26 protein-coding genes are annotated in these 21,576 nt (G+C 65.4%); 17 read left to right on the top strand and 9 right to left on the bottom strand.

All coding sequences use genetic code 11. From position 1 onward, the window contains the following. The first annotated feature begins 18 nt into the window (after positions 1-18). The 3 genes from H8B02_RS18190 to H8B02_RS18180 all read left to right on the top strand — a co-directional run bounded on the left by H8B02_RS18190 (position 19) and on the right by H8B02_RS18180 (position 2,009). Positions 19-147: a DUF2474 domain-containing protein gene (locus H8B02_RS18190; protein ID WP_092122578.1), complete on the top strand. Its 129-nt coding sequence runs from the start codon at positions 19-21 to the stop codon at positions 145-147. A gap of 167 nt (positions 148-314) precedes the next feature. Next, positions 315-908, top strand: coding sequence for a L,D-transpeptidase (locus H8B02_RS18185; RefSeq protein ID WP_229167489.1), 594 nt, complete (start codon positions 315-317; stop codon positions 906-908). A gap of 63 nt (positions 909-971) precedes the next feature. Further along, positions 972-2,009 carry an amino acid ABC transporter substrate-binding protein gene (locus H8B02_RS18180; protein WP_229167488.1) on the top strand — a complete coding sequence of 346 codons (1,038 nt, stop codon included), beginning with the start codon at positions 972-974 and terminating at the stop codon, positions 2,007-2,009. Between the two features lie 180 nt (positions 2,010-2,189). Here the strand turns inward: H8B02_RS18180 and H8B02_RS18175 are convergent, their stop codons facing one another. Then, the gene (locus H8B02_RS18175) at positions 2,190-3,329 is read right to left on the bottom strand and encodes an acyl-CoA dehydrogenase family protein (RefSeq protein WP_229167487.1); all 1,140 of its coding nucleotides are present in this window, start codon (positions 3,327-3,329) and stop codon (positions 2,190-2,192) included. Between the two features lie 185 nt (positions 3,330-3,514). Continuing rightward, the gene (locus tag H8B02_RS18170) at positions 3,515-4,699 is read right to left on the bottom strand and encodes an acyl-CoA dehydrogenase family protein (RefSeq protein WP_207833719.1); all 1,185 of its coding nucleotides are present in this window, start codon (positions 4,697-4,699) and stop codon (positions 3,515-3,517) included. A 168-nt stretch (positions 4,700-4,867) separates the two neighbouring features. Here H8B02_RS18170 and H8B02_RS18165 point away from each other — a divergent pair, with 168 nt between their 5' ends. Both H8B02_RS18165 and H8B02_RS18160 read left to right on the top strand, forming a co-directional pair. Then, positions 4,868-5,413, top strand: coding sequence for a carboxymuconolactone decarboxylase family protein (locus H8B02_RS18165; RefSeq protein ID WP_229167486.1), 546 nt, complete (start codon positions 4,868-4,870; stop codon positions 5,411-5,413). Positions 5,414-5,548: 135 nt separating this feature from the next. After that, on the top strand, positions 5,549-6,043 hold the full coding sequence (locus H8B02_RS18160) for a VOC family protein (RefSeq protein WP_229167485.1): 495 nt from the start codon (positions 5,549-5,551) through the stop codon (positions 6,041-6,043). A gap of 105 nt (positions 6,044-6,148) precedes the next feature. On the opposite strand, the gene H8B02_RS18155 is transcribed toward H8B02_RS18160, so the two are convergent. Both H8B02_RS18155 and H8B02_RS18150 read right to left on the bottom strand, forming a co-directional pair. Next, entirely contained in the window at positions 6,149-6,652 is a 504-nt protein-coding gene (locus H8B02_RS18155; protein WP_229167484.1) for a DUF2938 domain-containing protein, read from the bottom strand. Continuing rightward, the gene (locus H8B02_RS18150; RefSeq protein ID WP_229167483.1) at positions 6,645-7,508 is read right to left on the bottom strand and encodes a class I SAM-dependent methyltransferase; all 864 of its coding nucleotides are present in this window, start codon (positions 7,506-7,508) and stop codon (positions 6,645-6,647) included. Before H8B02_RS18150 ends, H8B02_RS18155 begins: the two co-directional genes overlap by 8 nt. Positions 7,509-7,602: 94 nt before the next feature. Between H8B02_RS18150 and H8B02_RS18145 the strand changes: the two genes are divergently transcribed. After that, the gene (locus H8B02_RS18145; protein ID WP_229167482.1) at positions 7,603-8,046 is read left to right on the top strand and encodes a helix-turn-helix domain-containing protein; all 444 of its coding nucleotides are present in this window, start codon (positions 7,603-7,605) and stop codon (positions 8,044-8,046) included. Between the two features lie 113 nt (positions 8,047-8,159). Here H8B02_RS18145 and H8B02_RS18140 read toward each other — a convergent pair whose 3' ends face one another. From H8B02_RS18140 to H8B02_RS18130, 3 genes are all read right to left on the bottom strand, one after another. Further along, entirely contained in the window at positions 8,160-9,377 is a 1,218-nt protein-coding gene (locus H8B02_RS18140; protein ID WP_229167481.1) for an MFS transporter, read from the bottom strand. Positions 9,378-9,551: 174 nt separating this feature from the next. Further along, entirely contained in the window at positions 9,552-10,796 is a 1,245-nt protein-coding gene (locus H8B02_RS18135; protein ID WP_229167480.1) for an MFS transporter, read from the bottom strand. Between the two features lie 301 nt (positions 10,797-11,097). Then, entirely contained in the window at positions 11,098-11,595 is a 498-nt protein-coding gene (locus H8B02_RS18130) for a type II toxin-antitoxin system HicB family antitoxin (RefSeq protein WP_229167479.1), read from the bottom strand. 86 nt (positions 11,596-11,681) lie between these two features. Between H8B02_RS18130 and H8B02_RS18125 the strand changes: the two genes are divergently transcribed. Next, complete coding sequence (locus tag H8B02_RS18125; protein ID WP_229167478.1) at positions 11,682-12,557, top strand: protein-L-isoaspartate O-methyltransferase family protein; 876 nt, start codon at positions 11,682-11,684, stop codon at positions 12,555-12,557. A 15-nt stretch (positions 12,558-12,572) separates the two neighbouring features. Here the strand turns inward: H8B02_RS18125 and H8B02_RS18120 are convergent, their stop codons facing one another. Further along, on the bottom strand, positions 12,573-13,538 hold the full coding sequence (locus H8B02_RS18120; RefSeq protein ID WP_229167477.1) for an alpha/beta fold hydrolase: 966 nt from the start codon (positions 13,536-13,538) through the stop codon (positions 12,573-12,575). A 56-nt stretch (positions 13,539-13,594) separates the two neighbouring features. On the opposite strand from H8B02_RS18120, the gene H8B02_RS18115 reads away from it, so the two are divergent. After that, entirely contained in the window at positions 13,595-14,209 is a 615-nt protein-coding gene (locus tag H8B02_RS18115; protein WP_233287682.1) for a TetR/AcrR family transcriptional regulator, read from the top strand. Positions 14,210-14,227: 18 nt separating this feature from the next. Here the strand turns inward: H8B02_RS18115 and H8B02_RS18110 are convergent, their stop codons facing one another. Next, a complete protein-coding gene (locus tag H8B02_RS18110; protein ID WP_229167475.1) occupies positions 14,228-14,902 on the bottom strand; it encodes a DUF938 domain-containing protein in 675 nt (224 codons plus the stop codon). 407 nt (positions 14,903-15,309) lie between these two features. On the opposite strand from H8B02_RS18110, the gene soxX reads away from it, so the two are divergent. From soxX to H8B02_RS18065, 9 genes are all read left to right on the top strand, one after another. Continuing rightward, the gene (gene soxX / locus H8B02_RS18105; RefSeq protein WP_229167500.1) at positions 15,310-15,600 is read left to right on the top strand and encodes a sulfur oxidation c-type cytochrome SoxX; all 291 of its coding nucleotides are present in this window, start codon (positions 15,310-15,312) and stop codon (positions 15,598-15,600) included. A 32-nt stretch (positions 15,601-15,632) separates the two neighbouring features. Continuing rightward, positions 15,633-16,127, top strand: a complete 495-nt coding sequence (gene soxY / locus H8B02_RS18100) for a thiosulfate oxidation carrier protein SoxY (RefSeq protein ID WP_229167474.1) — start codon at positions 15,633-15,635, stop codon at positions 16,125-16,127. Between the two features lie 22 nt (positions 16,128-16,149). Further along, positions 16,150-16,461, top strand: coding sequence for a thiosulfate oxidation carrier complex protein SoxZ (soxZ, locus tag H8B02_RS18095; protein WP_092122527.1), 312 nt, complete (start codon positions 16,150-16,152; stop codon positions 16,459-16,461). 86 nt (positions 16,462-16,547) lie between these two features. Then, positions 16,548-17,381: a sulfur oxidation c-type cytochrome SoxA gene (gene soxA, locus H8B02_RS18090; RefSeq protein WP_376711675.1), complete on the top strand. Its 834-nt coding sequence runs from the start codon at positions 16,548-16,550 to the stop codon at positions 17,379-17,381. After that, complete coding sequence (locus H8B02_RS18085; protein WP_229167473.1) at positions 17,378-17,692, top strand: hypothetical protein; 315 nt, start codon at positions 17,378-17,380, stop codon at positions 17,690-17,692. The genes soxA and H8B02_RS18085 overlap by 4 nt, the downstream gene beginning before the upstream one ends. Before the next feature lie 36 nt (positions 17,693-17,728). After that, positions 17,729-19,477: a thiosulfohydrolase SoxB gene (gene soxB / locus H8B02_RS18080; protein WP_229167472.1), complete on the top strand. Its 1,749-nt coding sequence runs from the start codon at positions 17,729-17,731 to the stop codon at positions 19,475-19,477. Beyond that, complete coding sequence (locus H8B02_RS18075) at positions 19,474-19,929, top strand: DsrE family protein (protein ID WP_229167471.1); 456 nt, start codon at positions 19,474-19,476, stop codon at positions 19,927-19,929. Before soxB ends, H8B02_RS18075 begins: the two co-directional genes overlap by 4 nt. A 108-nt stretch (positions 19,930-20,037) precedes the next feature. Beyond that, positions 20,038-20,496, top strand: a complete 459-nt coding sequence (locus H8B02_RS18070) for a DsrE family protein (RefSeq protein ID WP_229167470.1) — start codon at positions 20,038-20,040, stop codon at positions 20,494-20,496. A gap of 255 nt (positions 20,497-20,751) precedes the next feature. Continuing rightward, the coding region (locus H8B02_RS18065) for an MBL fold metallo-hydrolase (RefSeq protein ID WP_229167469.1) at positions 20,752-21,576 on the top strand (825 nt) is incomplete at its 3' end.

Raw genomic sequence — 21,576 nt, 5'->3', positions numbered from 1 at the left:
GATTCCATCGCAACGGAAATGGCTCTCGTGCCGAATCAGCGGCCGCTCGGCCAGCGCCTTTTGTGGTTCGCAGCGCTCTGGCTCGGCGGCGTCGGCACCGTGACCCTGGTCTCTTTCGCGTTGCGACTCTGGATTGCGCCGAAATAAGGCCGCCCACGCGGCGTGCCACGGGTCCAATGACAAAAAACAGAAGCATTACAGTGATATAGTGTGACGCCCGCCCTAAACTTGCCATCAAGCTGCCGCTGAGATTTGATGCCTACCGCGATTTGGGTGGAGCAACCATTGGCCGCGCGCCACAAGGAGAGCTTTGCATGACGAAACTTCGTCACTTGGTCTGGATGTTGATCGCCACGGGCGCGCTCGTGCTGTCAACGTCGCAAGGCTTTGCCCAGAGCCGGCCGGATGCCGACGAGCCGGGCCTGGTCGCCGACGACAGTTACGAGCTCGACCCGGAATGGCAGAAGCAGGTCGTCTACTACCGGACCAACGAGGCGCCGGGCACCATCATCGTCTCCACCGCCGAACGCCATCTCTATCTCGTGCAGGGCAACGGCCGTGCGCTCCGCTACGGTATCGGCGTCGGCCGCGACGGCTTCACGTGGCAGGGGCTGGTGACCATCACCCGCAAGGCCGAGTGGCCGGATTGGACCCCGCCGCCGGAAATGATCGCCCGCCAGCCCTATCTGCCGCGCTTCATGGCGGGCGGCCCGGGCAATCCGCTCGGCGCGCGCGCGATGTATCTCGGCACCACGGTGTACCGCATCCACGGCACCAACCGGCCCGACACCATCGGCACCGCGATCTCGTCCGGCTGCTTCCGCCTGGTCAACGCCGACGTCGCCGATCTCTACAATCGCGTTCCCGTCGGCACCAAGGTGATCATCCGGCAGAAGCCCGAACTGTAATCTCGACCCACCCGCCTTCGATATCCGACCTGTTTTTCCCCGATCATTCGCGAGAGAGAACCCATGCGTACATTTCGAGGCGGCCTGACGATCGGGCTCGCGGTCGCCGCGCTGGTTGCGGCCGCCGCCATCACCTATGAGCGTTACGACACCCGCACGCTGAAGCGCACCGTCCGCCGCGGCGACGTGCTGTGCGGCGTCAACAAGGGCCTGCCGGGCTTCTCGATCCCGGACGACAAGGGCAACTGGACCGGCTTCGACGTCGACTTCTGCCGCGCGGTGGCCTCGGCGATCTTCGACGATCCGTCCAAGGCGAAATTCGTTCCGCTCGACGCCAGCGAACGCTTCAAGGAGCTGCAGAACCGCAAGGTCGACATCCTCTCGCGCAACTCCACCTGGAGCATGTCGCGCGAGACCAATTACGACCTCTATTTCCCGGCGGTCGCCTATTATGACGGCCAGGGCTTCATGCTGCCGCGCTCGCGCAACATCGATTCCGCGCTCGACCTGAACGGCAGCAAGGTCTGCGTGCAGGCCAACACCACGACGCAGCTCAACCTCGCCGACTATTTCCGTGCCAACAACATGAAGTACACGGAGATGAAGTTCGACAAGCTGGACGATGTCGTGAAGGCCTATGACACCGGCCAGTGCGACACGCTGACGTCGGACGCCTCGCAGCTCTATGCGCTGCGGCTCAACCTCTCCAAGCCGAGCGACCACACCATCCTGGCCGACATCATCTCCAAGGAGCCGCTGGCGCCGGTGGTCCGGTTGCGCGACGACGACTGGATGATGATCGTGAAGTGGACGCTCTACGCCATGATCAATGCCGAAGAACTCGGCATCACCTCGAAGAACATCGACGAGGCGCTGAAGTCGAAGAAGCCGGAAGTCATGCGCCTGGTCGGCACCGAGGGCTCCTACGGCGAGGATCTCGGCCTGACCAAGGACTGGGCCGTGCGCATCATCCGCCATGTCGGCAATTACGGCGAGGTCTACGACCGCAACGTCGGCGCCGATTCCAGGCTGAAGATTCCGCGCGGCATGAACCAGCTCTGGAACGCCGGCGGTGTCCAGTACGCGCCGCCGATCCGCTGATCGACAGCGCCGGTTAAGACCACCGCTGCTACCGCACGCTCAACTGTCATCGCCCGCGAAAGCGGGTGATCCAGTACGCCGCGGCCTCTCCGCTCAAGCACAAGCGCCTCTGGAATATTGGATCGCCCGGTCGAGCCAGGCGATGACGGTGTGTTGCGTGGCAACGACGGCGCGTCGCGCTCAGTACCCCTTGCCGCTCGCCAGCTGGTCGGTGTGAAAATTGCTGTCGCCGAACAGCTCCTGGCAGACGCGGGCGCGCTTCATGAAGAAGCCGATATCGAACTGGTCGGTCATGCCCATGCCGCCATGCATCTGCACGCCTTCCTGGACCGCAAGTGTGGCGGTGGTTCCGGCGCGCGCCTTGGCGACCGCAACCGCGGTGGCGGCCTTCTCGATATCCGTATCCAGCGACTGCAAAGCCTTCAGAACGGCGGCGCGGGTGATCTCGATATCGATGTAGAGCTCAGCGGCACGGTGCTGCAGCGCCTGGAATTCGCCGATCGCCTTGCCGAACTGCTTGCGCTCCTTCAGATAGGTCACGGTGCGGCCGAACACCTCTTCGGAGAGACCGACCATTTCGGATGCGACGGCACCACGGCCGATATTGAGTACGCCCTCGAGCAGCCCAAAGCCCTGATCGACCTCGCCGAGCACGCTGTCGGCATTGACCTCGACATTGTCGAACACGATTCGCGCTGCGTTGTGCGAATCGACCATCGCGGTGCGCTCGACCGCGAGCCCCTTCGCCTTCGGATCGACCAGGAACAGCGTCAAGCCGTTCTTGTCGCCGGCGCTGCCGGCCGTGCGCGCCGCGACGATCAGGAGATCGGCGGTGTGGCCATCGACCACGAAGGCCTTGTCGCCGGACAGCTTGAAGCCGTTGCCGGAACGCGTGGCCTGCAGCTCGGTCTGCAGCGGGCGATGCTTCGCGCCTTCATCGATCGCGAGCGCGGCGAGCAGCGAGCCGTCGGCAATTTTCGGCAGATGCTGCGCCTTCTGCGCCTCGCTGCCGCCGCGCGACAGCGCCGATGCGGCAAGCACGGAGGTCGCGAGGAACGGCGAGGGCATCAAGGTGCGGCCGATCTCCTCCATGACGATACCGGCCTCGACGCAGCCGAGCCCGCTGCCGCCGAAGGTGTCCGGCACCAGGAGGCCGGAGAAGCCCATCTCGGCAAAGGTCTTCCAGAGCTCGCGCGAGAAGCCGGTGGTGTCCTTGCTGTCGCGCAAAGAGCGCAGATGCGCCACCGGCGCCTTGTCGCTGATGAGACCGCGCGCACTGTCGCGCAGCATGGATTGTTCTTCGGTGAGGACGAGGGCCATGGATTGATTCCGCTCTTCGATAATTCAAATTCAGACGATGTTGAGTTCGTCATTCCGGGATGGCCCGAAGGGCCAGGCCCGGAATCCATAACCACGATCGGGAGTATGGATTCCCAGATGTGCAATTGCACATCTTGGCTCGCGACTGCGTCGCGCCCCGGAATGACGCATGGTGAAGCGGTGCCTCACGCGCCCGGCAGGTCGAGGATGCGCTTGGCGACGATGCCGAGCATCACCTCCGAGGTGCCGCCCTCGATCGAGTTGGCCTTGGTGCGCAGCCAGGCGCGCGGACGGGCGCCGCCCCTGGAGCGGTCGCTCTCCCATTCCAGCGCGTCGATGCCGCCCGCCGACATCAGGATCTCGTAGCGCCGCTTGTTGAGCTCGGTGCCGTAATATTTCATCGCCGACGAGAACGCCGGATGCGACTGGCCGGCCTTGGCGAGATCGACCGCGCGCTCCGCCGCCGCGGCGAGCGCGGCCTCGTCGACCTCGAAGTTCGCGATCTGGCTGCGCAGCTGGGCGTCGTCGAGCTTCCCTTGCGCGTCCGCGCCGACCGAGTCGGCCGCGATCTGGCCGAGCGGACGGCCGACGCCGCGCTCGCCCATGCCCGAGATCATCGCGCGCTCGTGCTGCAGCAGGTATTTCGCGACATCCCAACCGCGATTGACGGTGCCCACCACATGCGATTTCGGCACGCGGACATTGTCGAAGAAGGTTTCGCAGAACGGCGAATAGCCCGAGATCAGCAGGATCGGCTTCGTGGACACCCCCTTCGACGTCATGTCGAAGAGAATAAAACTGATGCCGTCGTGCTTCTTGGCCGCGGGATCGGTGCGCACCAGGCAGAAGATCCAGTCGGCATAGTTGGCGTAGGACGTCCAGATCTTCTGGCCGTTGATGATGTAGTCATCGCCGTCGCCCACCGCGCGGGTCTGCAACGAGGCGAGGTCGGAGCCGGCGTTCGGCTCGGAATAGCCCTGGCACCAGCGGATCAGGCCCGCGGTGATCTTCGGCAGGTGCTCCTTCTTCTGCTCCTCGGTGCCGTATTTCAGCAGCGCCGGTCCGAGCATCGAGATGCCGAACGAGGTCAGCGGCTGACGCGCGCCGATCGCCGCCATCTCCTGGCGCACGATCTTGGCTTCCTCGCCGTCGAGGCCGCCGCCGCCATATTCCTTCGGCCAATGCGGCACGGTCCAACCCTTGTCGCGCATCCGCTCGAACCAGACCCGCTGCGCGTCCGACGAGAATTTCGTGTTGCGGCCACCCCAGAAGGTGTCGCCATCCGAGGTCATCGGTTTGCGCATCTCCGCCGGGCAGTTCTGCTCCAGCCAGGCGCGGGTCTCAGCGCGGAATTTCTCGAGGTCAGCCATGGTGCGTTTCCAGTCAAAATCGTCGAATTGGAATCGACCTTAGCCCCGCGCGGCCGCGGAGTTCAATATGCCTCGCAGCCGCGCCATGCTCTGGCGTCGCTACTCACCTCACGCGATCGGGTGTATCGCCAAAACGGGGTAACGATTGAAAAACAAGAGGAAACGGACATGCGGCTGAAGCTGCTTTCGCCTAGCGAAATGAACCCCGCCCAGAAAGAAACCTACGACGAGTCGATCTCCGGCAAGCGCGGCGCGCCACCGGCGCCGATGATGGCCTGGCTGAACAGCCCGGAGATGGCGCGGCATGCCACACGGCTCGGCGAGGTGCTGCGCTTCGACACGGTTTTCCCGCCGAAGCTGTCGGAGATCGCGATCCTCGTCACCGCCCGGCACTGGACCGCGCATTACGAATGGTATGCCCACAAGCGCCTCGCGCTGAAGGGCGGCCTCGACCCGAAGATCATCGAGGACATTCGGGTGCGCCGGACGCCGAGCTTCGACGATCCCAAGGCCAGGATGATCTACGACGTCGCCAAGGCGCTGCACGAAGGTCACGGCCTGCCGAAGGGACTGTATGACGAGGCGGTCGAGGTGCTGAGCCTGCGCGGCCTGGTCGAGGTGATCGGCCTCTGCGGCTACTACACCATGGTGTCGATGACGCTGAACACGTTCGATTTCCAGCTGCCGGGCGGCGAGTTGTCGGAGCTCTGCTAGGCTCAGCCGACCGTGGCGCCGTTCGGAAACGCTGCGTTTCAGGATGGATTGCTCCGGCCCCAGCAAATCCGGACTATATCAGGCGGCGAAGCCTTCCCCCTGACGGCAAGGCGTTGATGCCAACGGAGCCAGTTCATGCCAGAAAATCCCCCCATCATCGCGGGCACGCGGATCGGGCATGTGCACCTCAAGGTCGCCGATCTCGAGCGCGCGCTCGGCTTCTATTGCGGCGTGCTCGGTTTCGAGTTGCAGCAGCGCATGGGCACGGACGCGGCCTTCATCTCGGCCGGCGGCTATCACCACCACATCGGCCTCAACACCTGGGAGAGCAAGGGCGGCCATCCGCCTCCATCAGGCACCACCGGGCTGTTCCACACCGCCATCCTTTATCCGACCCGCCCGGCACTCGCCGATGCGCTGCATCGCGTGCTGTCGGCCGGCATCCAGCTCGACGGCGCCAGCGACCACGGCGTCAGCCAGGCGCTCTACTTGCGCGACCCCGACGAGAACGGCGTCGAGCTCTATTGGGACCGGCCCGAAGCCGAATGGCCGCGCAGCGCGGACGGCAAGCTTTCGATGTTCACGCGCCGGCTGGACCTCGAGGATCTGCTGAAGCAGCGGGCGGCGTAATTCCGTAGCGCGGATGGAGTTTGTAGCCCGGATGAAGCGCAGCGAAATCCGGGGTTCGCTCCATGAGGTAATACTGTTCCCGGATTACGCTTCGCTCCATCCGGGCTACGGGTACAGCAATAGGCCCGTCAGCCAGCCGGCCGCGTAGAGCCCAGCGCCGAACACCGCATGCGTCAGGAGGCTCTGCAGCCGCGCGGCCCATGGATGCGGCGTCCGGCTCGCGGCGATGCCGGCGCCCATCGCGGGCTGCATCACCAGAAGCGGCGCGGCCACGCTGCCGATCCCGACCATCAGAGCCGGAACGATACTGGGCTGCCGCGCCCAATCAAGGCCGAAGATCGCAAGCAGCACGCCGGCAAAGCCGATCCCGATCAGATAATGCGCCGCCCATCCGATCGCCCGTTCGCCCGCGACCTGCGGCGAGGCGGCGATGCGGTCGTGGCGCAGGCGCCCGGATGCGAGATGGCCGAGCCAGCGGCCGACCAGGGCATAGTCGAGCGACGGGATGCCGAGCAGCCGCTTGCGGACCAATCCCCAGATATCCATCACGACCGTCGCGCCGGTCCCGATCAGCATTGCACGCGCCAGAAACTCAACGGCGTCAAACATGAGCGGCCTCCACCGGCGCTCGCGCCGCGACCATCCAGCAGGCCGCGGTGAAGCGAATTTCGTTGCCATGGACGTAGCGATCGAAGGCACCGCGCACGGCCTCGATCACCTGCGTTCGACGCGGCTCTTCCATCCCCTGCAGCATCGTGCCGACCGGGCCGAGCCGGCTCACATAACGGGTCAGCTCCGATGCCGGAAAGCGCAAGGCGACATCGACCGGCTCGATCGCGATCGCGCCCCAACCGCTGTCCTCCAGGATGCGCGCGACCCGGTTCCGGTCCGCGAAGCCGAACTGCCCCGGCGCATCGGGACGCCGCGCCGGAAGACCCGGCAGCAGCGGCTTTGCCGCCCGCTCCGCCGTCGTCATGAACGGGTTCTCGGCCGCACCGCGCCACGCGATGAAGCGAAGCGCCGCACCCGGCCGGGCCGCGCGGCGCAGATTGGCGAAGGCCTGCACCGGATCGGCAAAGAACATCACGCCGAGACGCGAGATGATGATGTCGAAGCTCGCCAGTGCAAAGCCATGGGTCTGCGCGTCGGCGCAGATGAAACCGGCAGGCCGCCCTTCCCGCTCCGCGCGGTCACGCGCCGCCGCGATCATCGGTTCGGAGATGTCGATGCCGGTGCAATGCCCCTGCGGGCCGAGCCCGTCAGCGACGGCGAATGTCGCGGCGCCCGTGCCGCAGCCGATATCGAGCACATGGCTGGCCGCGGCATCGACCACGGCCTGAACGAGCAGCTCTTCAAGCGGCTTGAACATCCCCTCCAGCACGTCGCGTGTCTCGACCCAGGCGCGTCCGGCAGCGCCGTTCCAGAGTTTGACCTGCTCGTCCTCGGCCCGCGATGCGGTACTCATGATCTCTTCCTTTGCCATTTGCCTGTCCTGATGCTTGCCTTACCCAAGCGCCTGGCGGCACACTGCCAGTTCAAGTGAACTTGAGGTCAAGGCCATGCGGGACATCGACATCGCGGAGGTGGCGCAATTGTCCGGCGTCCGCGCCTCGACCTTGCGCTTCTACGAGGAAAAGGGGCTGATCGCCTCGCATGGACGGCGCGGGTTGCGCCGGCTGTTCGATCCGGCCGTGCTGGACCGGCTGGCGCTGATCGCGCTCGGGCGCGCCTCCGGCTTCTCGCTCAACGAGATCGCGAGAATGTTCGCACCCGACGGCAGGCCGCGCATCGACCGCCGCGCGCTGGCGGCCAAGGCCGACGAGCTCGACCGCACGATCCGCCGGCTCAACGCGATGCGTGACGGCCTGCGCCACGCCGCCGTCTGTCCCGCGCCGAGCCATATGGAATGCCCGACATTCCGCCGCCTGCTGCGGGTCGCGGCGGCCCGCAAGATCGGCGAGCCGAACAAGGCGGGGAAGGCGCGACGCAAGGTGAAATCGTAGCCCGGATGCAGCCAGCGAAATCCGGGGTTCTCTCTATGAGGTGATACAGTTCCCGGATTACGCGGAGCCTGTCATCGGGCGCGCGTTCGCGCGACCCGTTGGCTTCATCCGGGCTACGCTTTTCGGCCGATCATGATCGTCACCGCCGCGATCAGTTCGAGACCGATACAGCCGTAGAACGGCAGCGTGTAGCTGCCCGAAAGGTCGTGCAGCAGCCCGATCACGCCGGGGCCGAAGGCGTAGGTGATCTGGTTGATCGCGGTGATCAGGCTGACCAGCACGCCGAATGCGCGCGGATCGAACTCGCGCTGCACGATCAGCGCCGGCAGCGTGATCAGATTGCCGACCGAGAAGCCGAACAGCGCGCAAGCGGCAATCTGCGCGATGTCGTTGTGCACATTGATGATGATGACAAGCGCGATCGCCTGGCTGACAAAGGACAGCGCCGACGCCAGCCGCTGGTTGAGCCGGTCGATCACGAAGGAGAACGAGACGCGGCCGACCACCGCCATCGCGGTCAACAGCGCCATCGCCACCGTCGCGCGCTCGCGCCCGATCACCTGATCGAGATAGGCGATCAGATGCACGATGAAGCCGACCTGGGCGAACAGCACCAGCGCGAAGGCAATCGAGACCGAAAGGAAACGGATGTCGCGCAGCGCGCGGGCGCGCACCTGCGTCGCCGACGGCGCGGCGGCCGCCGCTGAAGTCACCGCGTGCAGATGCACCGGCGGCCGCCCGACAAGGATCAGAATGACGGGCACCATCACCACGACGAGCGCCGCCGCGGCCGCGATCATCGCGCCGGAGAAGCCGAACGTGCCGATTCCCGCCACCAGCAGCGGCACGCCGACGATGCCGCCGAAGCTGGCGCCATTCAGCGCCAGGCTGATCGCCATGCCGCGCTTCTTGTCGAACCACAGGCCGAGCGTGTTGGTGATGATGCCGAGGCTGGTGCCGGCCCAGCCGAATGCCAGCAGCGCATCGGCGAGATAGAGCTGCCAGGGCTCGCGCACCTCGCCGATCGCGACCGCCGCAACCGCCATCGCGAGGGTGCCCGCGATCAGGCAGCTGCGCGCACCGAACGCCTTGATCGCCTCGCTGACGAACGCAACCAGCGCGGCGCCGAACAGATAGAAGAACGTCGTGCCCGACGAGATCAGCGACGCCGGCCAGCCGTGCAACCGCTGCAGCTCGGCGACATAGACGCTCTGGCCGTAGAAGCCCAATCCCCAGCCGAAGGTCGCGAGCAGGAAGCAGACGACGACGATGCGCCAGCCCTCGTAGCCGAGCGAGGATTCGTCATGCAGCGTGGGTGATGATGCGTCCATTTCTTGCTCTTGCTTCTCACATCGTCATGGCCGGACCAATCCGTTCCCACGATGTGAGCAGCCTTGCAAGCCGGTCATTTCGAAGCCGGTCGAAGTGTCAGCAATTGGCAGCAGGAGCATGATCCGGAAAAGTGCGAAGCGGTTTTCCGAAAAGATCATGCTCAAACAACAAGCTTAGATGCTGGGATCCGGGATTTCTTCCACCGCGCGCAATTTCGCCCGCCGCTTGGCGAATGACGCCAGCGACAGCACGGCAAGCCCGAGCAGCACCGGCGGAAACACCACCATGTTGACGGCGTTCCAGCCGTAATGCGCCAGCAGCTGGCCCGACGAGAACGAGCCGATCGCCATCATGCCGAACACCAGGAAATCGTTGAACGCCTGCACCTTGTTGCGTTCCTGCGGCCGGTGCGTCTCCAGCACCAGCGCGGAGGCGCCCACGAACGCAAAGTTCCAGCCGACGCCGAGCACGAACAGCGTGGCCCAGAAGTGCGGTGCCGTAATCCCTGACAACCCGATCATCGCGGCGACCGCCTCCAGCGCCAGCCCGAGCGCGACGATGACGGGCGCACCGAAGCGGGCGATCAGCGAGCCTGTGAAGAAGCTCGGGCCGTACATCGCCACGATGTGCCACTGGATGCCGAAATTGGAATCGCTGACCGACAGCCCGCACATCTTCATGGCGAGCGGCGCCGAGGTCATCACCAGATTCATCATCGGATAGGCGATCACGCCGCACAGCGCGGCGGCAATGAAGCGCGGCTGTCTGGCGATCTCGCCCAGCGGGCGGCCGCCGTGCAGATCCGCCGCCGCGGGCTTCGGCGCGTCGACACCCGACAGCACCGCCATCGCCACCAGCGCGACCAGCGCCTGCATCACGAATGAGAATGCGAACAGATAAGGCGGCCAGATATCCATGGTCCATTGCACGAGCTGCGGCCCGAGCACGCCGGCGAACACGCCGCCGGCCATCACCCACGACACCGCCTTGGGCCGGAGCGCGACACTGGCGCCGTCGGCGGCGGCAAAGCGATAGGACTGCGCGACGGCGCCATAGAGCCCGCCGAGGAAGGTGGCGCCGCAGAACAGCCAGAACGATGAGTGCAGGATCGCCCAGGCGCCGAGCGCACCGGTGAGCGTGCCGCAGAAGGTGCCGACGATGAAGGCGACCCGCCGGCCATAGGCGCGCGAGATCGCGCCGGTCGGCAGCGTGCCGGCGGCAAGCCCGAGCACATACATCGAGAGCGGCACCGTCGCGAGCGAGATGTCGGGCGCCAGCGTCGCGCCGACGATCGAGCCGGTGGCGAAGATCACGGCCGAATTGGCGCCGGTCAGCGCCTGCGCCGCCGCAAGCCGCCACACATTGCTGCGCGCCCGCGCGTCATCGCTGATTTCGTCCGCAGCCGTCACGTCGATCATCGGTCGTCCCGCCTTGAAGCCCCGGCGGGAGCCTCCAATCGCGCGCACTATGGAGAGCAGGTGCAGGCCGATCAACCGGCGCAAACGGACGTAGGCCATGCGGGAGGCGCACAAGAGATAGCCCTGCTCTCCCGCGCTATCGCAGCCCCGCACCTCTATTATTCCCGTCATCCTGAGGTGCGAGCGGAGCGAGCCTCGAAGGATGCACGGCCACCAGCCGGGCCGTCGACCCTTCGAGACGGCCGCGTTGCGGCCTCCTCAGGGTGACGGTGAGAAAGCTTGTCGCTCGGTGATCAACCACCTACCGCACAGGCTTCTTGCCCGGCCGCTTCTCGGCGCGCAGCGCGCCGGTCTTGTGCACCTTGGAGCGTGGCTCGATCGGGGCGCCGCGCGGATATCCGCCCGGCCATTCGAGCGCGAGCGAGCTCGCAAAGCCGAAGAAGCTCGAACGGCTCATGCCGAGCTCGGCGGCGCGCTTGTCGATGCGCGCAATCAGGCTTTTCGGCAGATAGACATTCACCCGCTCGGACGGATCGGGCGGATCGACGCCGACCATAAAGAAGGCGGCAACGTCGGAGCCCTTGGGCGGCACGATCCGCTCGATCGGCGTCGGCTCCGGTAGCGCGCGACCCTGCTCGACCCAGCCGTCCACCGCCTGCGCCAGGGCCCGCTCGGCCCGCTCGATCGCCTCTTCCTGCGACTTGCCGCCGGCGACGCAGCCGGGAAAGTCGGGAAACCACGCCCCGAACGCGCCGCGCGGACCGCGCTCCAGCACCGCCGGATAAAGCCGTCTCTTCATTCTGGCCTCCGTCGTCGAAGTATGCTATTTCACACACATCGGTGTGTCAAATCACACAACGTGCGAGTCGTTGGAGAGCGCCCGCCATGGACCGGCAAACAACCGAATTCCGCATCGTCCGCGCGGCCTATGCCAGGCAGATCCTGGCCGCCGCCAACGTCGTCGACGCGCGGGTGATGGAGGCCTTCGCCGCCGTTCCCCGCGAGGACTTCGTCGGTCCGGGACCGTGGTTGATGCTGCGCGGGTGGCGCAGCGACTACATGCCGACGCCCGACGCCGATCCGGTCTATCTCTACACCAACGATCTGGTCGCCTTGCGGCCCGAGCGGCGCCTCAACAACGGCCAGCCGTCGCTGCACGCCTATCTCATGCACCACGCCGCGCCCGCGGCGGGTGAGCACGTGGTGCACGTCGGAACCGGCACCGGCTACTACACGGCGCTCCTTGCGCATCTGGCCGGACCGTCCGGACGCGTGACCGGCATCGAATACGACCCTGAGCTTGCCGCGCGCGCCCGCGCCAATCTCGCCCCCTATCCGAATGTCGAGATCATCGCGGGGGACGGCACGCGCGCGTCGTTCGATCCAGCCGACGTGATCTATGTCAACGCCGGCTGCACCCGGCCGGCCGCACGATGGCTCGACGGGCTTGCCGACGGCGGCCGCCTGATCCTGCCGCTGACGTCGGACGAGGGCTTCAAGGGCGGTGCGCCGGAGCAGATCGCGCGCTCTGGCGCGGTGTTCCGTGTCCGGCGCGAGGGCGCACAGTATCAAGCCACCTGGATCTCACCGGTCGCGATCATTCCGTGCGACGGCGGTCGCGACGAGGTGTCTGAAAAGCTGTTGGCCGAAGCCTTCGCGCGCGGTGGTTGGCAGAAGGTGACGCAGCTCTATCGCGACGCCGAGATTCCCGACGAACGCTGCTGGCTGCGCGGGGATGGATGGTGCCTGGCCTGGGACTGAGCCTCGCAACGCGCGTTAGCCGATCGGTCCGCGCAAAGCGCGGCCCGAGGATGGGCTCCGCATAGTGCGCCACTTTTCGCCGTACCCGGGCAGGCGTCCGGTCCAGAATGCCTTCAGCGCATCGGCCAGATCGCGCGGATTGTCTTCCTGAACATTGTGGCCCGCGCCCGCGATGCTGACGCACCGCCCCTCGCGGAAGCGCGCCGTGAATTCATGGGCCGCATCTTCGCTGACGATGAGGCTTTCACCGCCGCGCGCCAGGAGAAACGGGACGGCGATGTCCTGTACGCGTGCCTCGAAACCGGCGAGATGCTCCAGGATGGCGGCATAATCCGCCGGACGGCGCTGGTCGCGCTTCCACATCAGGCGCCCGTCACGACCGCGCTTCAACAGGGCGCGCATCCGGTAACGAAGGCGTTCCGGATCGCTCCTCGGGCTCACCGCAAGCGCCATCTCCACCACATCGTCCACCGTCGCGGCACCGGGAAAATCCGAGATGAAGGCGCGCATCCGTGCCGTTGCGGCGAACACCGGCCGCGAGACCACATCGATCATCGCAAGGCTTTCGGTGCGCTCCGGGTAGCACAGCGCAAATTCGCATCCGACCGTTCCACCCAGCGACATGCCGGCAATGTGCGCGCGCTCGATCTGCAGGCCGTCGAGGACCGCAACGAGATCCTTCGCATAACTCTCGATGGTGTAAGCGTCAGTCCAGTCGCTGGCGCCGTGACCGCGCATGTCCAGCGCAAGCAGGCGGAAATCGTCCCGTAAGGCCACGGCGACATAGTCCCAGGTTTGGGCGGTGAGCGCGCCACCGTGCAGCAACACGGCCGGAGGTCCTTCGCCGCCCCAATCGAGCAGATGGATGTTCGGTCCATACGGCACGCGAAGCTTCCGCGAACGCGGCGGCGTGAGGTCGGTTGCGGCGATCCCGAGCCGATCGACTATTGTCGCCAGCGCCTCGGGATGCCATTCGTCCATGACCAATCCTCTTACTTAGGGTACCCTAAGTAAGACTCACGAGATGCGGGAAGTCAATGGCCACGCGACAACGACGAACGCCGCAAGCGGCGAAGTTCGCGATCCTGGATGCCGCGGAACGGCGACTGCACGATGAGGGCCCCGAGGGCGTGCGCATCCAGCGCATCGCCGCTGATCTCGGCATGACCGATGCGGCCATCCATTACCACTTTGGCACAAGGGAAGCCCTGATGGACGCGCTCCTGCGCCGCATCGGCCGCCGGCTGGTCGACGACATCGCGACGACCATCGAGTCCTGGGCGCCCGACGAGATCGACGTCGCTGCCCTCAGCCGACTCCTTCAGCGCGCCTACGCGAACGAACGGGCCGCCAGGCTCGCGGTCTGGCTCAGCTTGGCCGGATGGCGACCAAAGGGATCCGGCATGTTCAAGCCGCTGGTCGAACGGGTTCATCGGGCGCGGATCGAGGTCGCGCGCAAAGCCAAACGGCCCACGCCGAGGCTTTCGGACACGCAGCACGCCATCGCACTCCTGAGTGCGGCCCACATGCAAGCCGCATTGGCGGGCGACGCCTTGCTGACCAGCGTCGCCGAAGACTCCAAAGGTCTCGACAATCGCGACTTCCTCAGTTTCTCAGTCGAATTGATCGCGCGCCGCCTCGCAGAAGCGTAATCAACCCCGCGCGTGCGGCTATCGCCGCACAAACATCAGGATCATGTTATTGGCCGGCAGGTCGAACGCACCGGCCAGCTTCAACCCAACGCTCTCCGCAGGCCTCTCAAGATCGGCGATGTCGCGCACGCCCCATTCGGCGTCGCGTTCGCGCAACGACGTGTCGAACACGGCATTGCTGAGCGCGGTGTGCTTGCCGCCGCGCTTGAACGGGCCGTAGAGGAACAGCCGGCCGTCGGCGCGCAGATGCCGTGCGGCGCCGGCGAACAGGCCCTCGGCCACCCGCCACGGCGCGATGTGGATCACATTGGCGCAGAAGATCGCGAGCAGTTTGTCCGGACCTTTGCCGTCCAGCGGCGCCGGCGACCAGGCGGGGTCGGACAGATCGATCGGTTGCGGCGGCTGGATGTTTGGCAGGCCGGCATGCGCGCGCCAGGCCTCGATGCTGCGCAGGTGCGCGGCATGGAGGTCGCTCGGCCACCAAATGATGTGGGGCGTCTGACCGGCGAAATAGACGACGTGCTGGCCGGTGCCGCTGCCGGCCTCCAGCACGTCGCCGGATCGGCCGGCAAGGTAGTCCTTCAGGACCGCCCAGATCGGCTGGTGATTGCGGTGGAACGCTGCCGCGTCGAGCCGCCCGTCCGCCTCGACCGGCCTGCCGTCCTTGCCGAACTCCACCACGAACTCCGCCACTACGCTTCTCCGTCAGAACAGCCACGCAAATCGTGTAGATACCACCCGCAAAAGCGGAACCTGCATCGCATACCGCCCAACCCGTCATCCTGAGGTGCGAGCTCTTGCGAGCCTCGAAGGATGCACGGCCACAGTCGGGCCGTCGACCCTTCGAGGCTCGCTCCGCTCGCACCTCCAGCGACAACGGCAAAGCCGTTGCGCGGGGGTGACGGGTCTAACTTCGTCTATGTCGCTCTGGCATTAACCCCGTCGCGACGCGCCTATTCTCCGAGTTGCCAGCCGATGGCCTTTGTGCTTTCCACTCTTTATATTGCGATGGGATCATCGAGATTGAAGCCCGGGAAACGTCCTTGATCGCCACTTTCTCCAAGCCAGCCCTCGTCCTGGCGCTGCTGGCGGGCACCGCCATGGCCGCGCCCGCGCAGGCCCAATCCGCCGCCGAGGGCCAAAAGCTCGCCTTCGACCGCGGCAAGGGCAATTGCCTGACCTGCCATGTCATCAAGGGCGGCGAGCTGCCCGGCACGATCGGCCCCGAATTGACCGGCCTCAAGGCGAAATACAGCCGCGACGAGCTGATCGCGATCGTGACCGATGAGACCAAGCGCAACCCGCAAACGGTGATGCCGCCGTTCGGCCGCAACCGGATATTGAGCGAGAAGGAAATCGGCGCGGTGGTGGACTTCCTGGAGACGCTGTGACGCGGCGACATCAGCTTGAGGAGATTTTTTCGATGAACATCACGACCAGCGAATTTTCCGGAACGCGCCGCCTGGTGTTGAAGGGCGCGGGCGTCGCCGCGCTGATCGGCCTCGGCGTCATTCCGTTCGACGTGCCGCAGGCGCTCGCCGCCGCCAACGACAAATATCCGGAAGAGGCGTTCAAGCAGAAGAACGAGGCTGATGCGATCAAGGCGCTCTACGGCAAGACCGCCGAGCCCTCGGACAAGGTCAAGATGGACGCACCCGAGATCGCCGAGAACGGCGCGGTGGTGCCGATCTCCGCGACCACGACGCTGGCCGACGTCACCTCGATCTCGTTTTTGGCCAGCGAGAACCCGATCTCGCTGATCGCGACGTACAGGATTCCGGCCGGCACGCTGCCGAGCGTCGCCAACCGCATCAAGATGGCCAAGACCAGCAACGTCACCGTGATCGTCGAGGCCGGCGGCAAGCTCTACAGCGCGAGCAAGGAAATCAAGGTCACCGTTGGCGGCTGCGGCGGCTGAGCTCAATCGAGGGACAATCAAGATGGCATCGAGCATTCGCGTGCGCGCCACATCAAACGGCGACACCACCGAGGTGCAGGCGCTGATCCAGCATCCGATGGATTCCGGCTTCGTCAAGGACGCCAAGGGCGAGATCATCCCGCCGCATTTCATCCAGGTGCTGACCTTCGAGTATGACGGCAAGCCGGTGTTCGTCGCCGACTGGGGCGGCGGCGTCTCCAAGGATCCCTATGTCAAGTTCGCCTTCAAGGGCGGCAAGAAAGGCGACGACCTGACGGTCAGCTGGATCGACAACAAGGGCGCGACCGACACCACGACGGCGAAGATTCAATGACGCGGCGCTCGGCAATCCGCACTCTGGAGCGTTTTCGAGCGAAGTGGACGCCGGTTCGCGTGAAGAAAACGCGTCAGAACAAAAATCTGGTCGCGACGCTTGCGCTCGGCGTGCTGGCACTGGCGCCGGCCGCGCACGCAGCCGGCGCCGTCGATCCCGCCGCCGACAAGGCCGCCTTCCAGAAATTCTTCACCAACAAATTCCCCAAGCTGAAGCTAGAGGATTTCGTTAACGGTCCCTATTCGATGAATGAGGACCTGCACAAGCAGTGGGAAGAGAAGGAGCAGTTTCCGCCCTACGAGTTCTCGCTCGAGGCCGGCAAGGAAATGTTCTCGACGCCGTTCAAGAACGGCAAGACCTACGCCGACTGCTTCCCGAACCAGGGCATCGGCATCCGCCAGAACTATCCTTATTTCGACGAGAAGGAAGGCAAGGTCGTCACGCTCGAGCTCGCGCTCAACCGTTGCCGCGAGGCCAATGGCGAGGCGCCGTTCTCCTATGTGAAGGACGACATGGCGGCGCTCACCGCCTACATGGCCTTCACCTCGCGCGGCAAGCCGATGGACATCAAGATCCCGGACGATCCGCGCGCGCTGGAGGCCTATCAGAAGGGCAAGGAGTATTTCTACACCCGCCGCGGCCAGCTCAATTTCTCCTGCGCCACCTGCCACATCCAGAGCCCGGGCGAGCGGATCCGCGCCGAGGTGCTGGCGCCGGCACTCGGCATCCTGAACGCGATGCCAATCTACCGCTCGGAATGGTCAGGAATGGGCACGACCAGTCGCCGCTTCACCACCTGCAACAGCCAGATCCGCGGTGTGCCGCTCAATCCGCAGGACGACGAGTACCGCAACCTCGAATACTACCTGTCCTATGTCAGCAATGGCCTGCCGATTTCGGGGCCGGGAGCAAGGCCATGAGCGCGGCCGTCAGAGCGATCTTCGCGGCGTCAGCCCTGCTGATCGCGACGGCGACCGCAGCCCTCGCCGCCTCCGAAGCCGACTACAAGGCGGCCTATGCCGCGGCTGAGGCCGCGAACAAGGAAGCAGGCCTGCTGCGCAACCAGTGGACCACGACAGCCTCGACGCTATCCGCCGCAAAAAAGGCCGGTGAGGCTGGTGATTTCGACACCGCAGTCGCCCAGGCCAAGGAGGCCGAGGCGCTGGCAAAGGCATCGATCTTCCAGGCCACCAGCGAAAAGGAACGCTGGAAGGACATGGAAGTTCGCTAAAGGCGCGCAGGCCACGGGGGTCGCGCGGAGAGAGTGATGATCATCCGCCGCCGGGATTTCCTGACAGCTTCGGCCGCCGCAACGCTTGTGGCCGGCCTGCCCCGCCTCGCGCGCAGTGCCGATACCGCCAGCGTCTACGACTTCGAACGCTTCGGCAACGCCCGCATCCTGCACATGACCGACACCCATGCGCAGCTGAAGCCGGTGTTCTTCCGCGAGCCCGGCGTCAATATCGGCGTCGGTGCGATGGCCGGCCAGCCGCCGCACCTGGTCGGCAAGGCGTTCCTCGACCGTTTCGGCATCCGGCCCGACAGCGCCGATGCCTATGCCTTTACCTGCGTCGAGTTCGAGAAGGCCGCCGTCCGCTTCGGCCGGCTCGGCGGCTTTGCCCATCTGAAGACGCTGATCGACAAGCTGCGCGCCGATGTCGGCGAAAAGCGTTCGATCCTGCTCGACGGCGGCGACCTCTGGCAGGGCACCGGGCTCGCCAATGCCATGAACGGCGCCGACATGGTGGAGGCCGCCAACCTGCTCGGAATCGAGGCGATGACCGGGCATTGGGAATTCACCTATGGCGAAGAGGTGCTGCGCGACAATCTCTCCCGCTTCAAGGGCGAGTTTCTGGCGCAGAACGTGTTCCTGACCGAGGAGGCCGCGTTCAACGATGCCAAGGCGTTCGATCCGGCCTCGGGGCGGGTGTTCAAGCCGTCTGTCATCAAGGAGATCGGCGGCCATCGCGTCGCGATCATCGGCCAGGCCTTTCCTTACGTGCCGATCGCACACCCCAAGCGCTTCACGCCGGACTGGAAGTTCGGCATCCGCGACGACGAGCTGCAAAAACTCGTCGACGGCCATCGCAACAACGACAAGGTCGAGGCCGTGATCCTGCTGTCGCATAACGGCATGGACGTCGACCTCAAGCTCGCCAGCCGCGTCACCGGCATCGATGTCATCCTCGGCGGCCACACCCATGACGCGATCCCGATCCCGATCACGGTGACCAATGCCGGCGGCGTCACGCTGGTCACCAATGCCGGCTCCAACGGCAAGTTCATCGGCGTGCTCGATCTCGACCTCGCCAAGGGCAAGGTCGCCAATGTCCGCTACCGGCTGCTGCCGGTGTTTGCCGAGCTCCTGAAGCCCGATCCCGCGATGCAGACGCTGATCGACAAGATGCGCGATCCGCATGCCGACGAATGGAGCGACAAGCTCGGCACGGCCGATCGTCTGCTCTACCGGCGCGGCAATTTCACCGGCACCGTCGACCAGCTGATCTGCGACGCGCTGCTGAACGAGCTCAACGCCGAGATCGCGCTGTCACCCGGCTTCCGCTGGGGCCTCACCACGCTCGCCGGCCAGCCGCTGACCATGGAAGACGTGCTGTCGGAAACCGCGATCACCTATCCCGAGACTTACGTCGCGACCATGACCGGCAGCCAGATCAAGGATGTGCTGGAAGACGTCTGCGACAACCTGTTCAACGTCGATCCCTATTATCAGCAGGGCGGCGACATGGTCCGCGTCGGCGGCCTCGCCTACACCTGCACGCCGGGCGAGACCGTCGGCAAGCGCATTTCCGAGCTGAAGCTCGGCAACGGCAAGCATCTCGAAGCCGGCAAGCATTACAAGGTCGCGGGCTGGGCCTCGGTCAACCAGCAGAACGGCGCCCCGATCTGGGATGTCGTGGCCAAGCATCTGCGCTCCGGCCGGCCGCCGAACCGCGACGAACCTGGCGTGACGCTGAAAGGCGTCGAGGACAATCCGGGCATTGCGAGGCACGGATGACGCGGCGCGCGTTCATCGCGGCGCTCGGCCTTGCGGCGGTCGCGCTGACAGCGCCGCTCGCCCGCGCCCAGCTCGCGCCGCTGCAGGACAAACCGTTCGCCGAGCACAAGGTCGTGCTGCAGCTCTCCGACAACGATCCGAAGAAGCAGGGCCTCGTCATCAGCGTCGCGAGCAATCTGATGAAGCACTACGACCCCGACAAGGTCGCGGTCGAGATCGTCGCCTTCGGCCCCGGCATCGAGCTGCTCAAGCCCGACAATGCGAACCGCAAGCTGGTCGAGAGTCTGGTCGCGCAGGGCGCGCGGGTCGACATCTGCCTCAACACCGTCGACACGATCGAGCGCGACGCCGGCAAGCGGCCCGACTACATCGCAGCCGCCACCCCCGTGCAGGTCGGCGTCGCGCAGATCCTGCTTCTCACCGAGAACGGATACACGCTGGTCCGTCCCTAACCCCGCCGTCATTGCGAGCGAAGCGAAGCAATCCATGCTTTGTCGCAAGGACAGAATGGATTGCTTCGTCGCTTCGCTCCTCGCAATGACGGAGAGAGCGGCGGTCACATGAAAGACCCTGTCATGCTTCGCCGTCTCGCCGCCGCCGTCGTGCTTTCGCTTGCCTTCACAGCGAGCGCACTGGCCACCGACAAGCCGCACCGCATCACGATCCAGGTCGACCAGAACGACCCGCAGATCATGAATCTCGCGCTCAACAACGCGACCAACGTGATCGAATATTACCGCGCCAGGAACGAGGACGTCGAGGTCGACATCGTCACCTACGGCCCCGGCGTGCACATGCTGCGCAGCGATACCTCGCCGGCGCAGGACCGCGTCAGGCGGCTCAAGGATTTCGTCTTCCCGGGCAAGATCCAGTTCTCCGCCTGCAACAACACCAGGCAGGGCATGGAGAAGGCCGAGGGCCACGCGATCTCCGTCGTCTCGGATGCCACCATCGTACCGTCAGGTGTGGTCCATCTGATGGAGCTGCAGGAGCAGGGCTGGAGTTACGTTCGGCCGTAAGGGCCCGTATCCAGCCAAACCCGTCATCCTGAGGCGCGAGCGGAGCGAGCCTCGAAGGATGCACGGCCCCGATGCTTGAACGCGCATAACCCCTCCCGCGGAAGGAGCCGGGCCGTTCACCCTTCGAGACGCCGCTTCGCGGCTCCTCAGGGTGACGGTGACGGATTGGCTCAGGGGATGGATTTGCTTTGAATCGGCCCTATCTATGGAATAATATCCTCCTCACGAGTCGACCCGGAGAACAGGTAAGCCGTCATGATCTTTCGCCAGCTCTTTGACAGCGTGTCCGGCACCTACAGCTATCTGCTCGCGAGCCGCGCCGGCGGCGAGGCGCTGATCCTCGATCCGGTGCTGGAGAAGGCCGACCGCTACTGCAAGCTGTTGCAGGAACTCGACCTCCGGCTGGTCAAGGCGGTCGATACGCATCTCCATGCCGACCACGTCACCGGCCTCGGCGAGCTGCGTGACCGCACCCAGTGCATCACCATCATGGGCGAGCAGAGCAAGGCCGACGTGGTGTCGATGCGCGTCTCCGACGGCGACAGAGTGACGATCGAGGGCCTCTGCCTCGAGGCGCTGTACACGCCCGGCCACACCGACGATTCCTACAGCTATCTGATGGGCGACCGCGTCTTCACCGGCGACACGCTCTTGATCCGCGGCACCGGCCGCACGGATTTCCAGAACGGCAGCGCGCGGGCGCAGTATGATTCGATCTTCAACCGCCTGCTCAAGCTGCCCGAGGAAACCCTGGTGTTCCCCGCGCATGACTACAAGGGCGACACCGTCTCCACGATCGGCGAGGAGAAGCGCTACAATCCGCGGCTGCAGGTGAAATCGATCGACGACTATGTCGAGCTGATGAACAACCTCAATTTGCCGAACCCGAAGCTGATGGACGTCGTGGTGCCCGCCAACATGCATGTCGGCCTGCACCAGGACGAGCTGGCCAAAGAAGGCCTCTCTCTCAATGCGCGCGACGCCATCGCGAGCCTCGGCCGGCCCGATATCCTGCTGGTCGATCTGCGCGAGAGCGGCGAGCGCGCCAAGCACGGCACGCTCGCGGGCGCGCTGCACGCG

Origin of the sequence: Bradyrhizobium altum, from assembly GCF_020889705.1 — a bacterium.
Taxonomy (GTDB): Bacteria; Pseudomonadota; Alphaproteobacteria; order Rhizobiales; family Xanthobacteraceae; genus Bradyrhizobium; species Bradyrhizobium altum.
The sequence above is the reverse complement of the archived record's forward strand: the minus strand, read 5'-3'. Positions and strand labels throughout refer to the sequence as shown.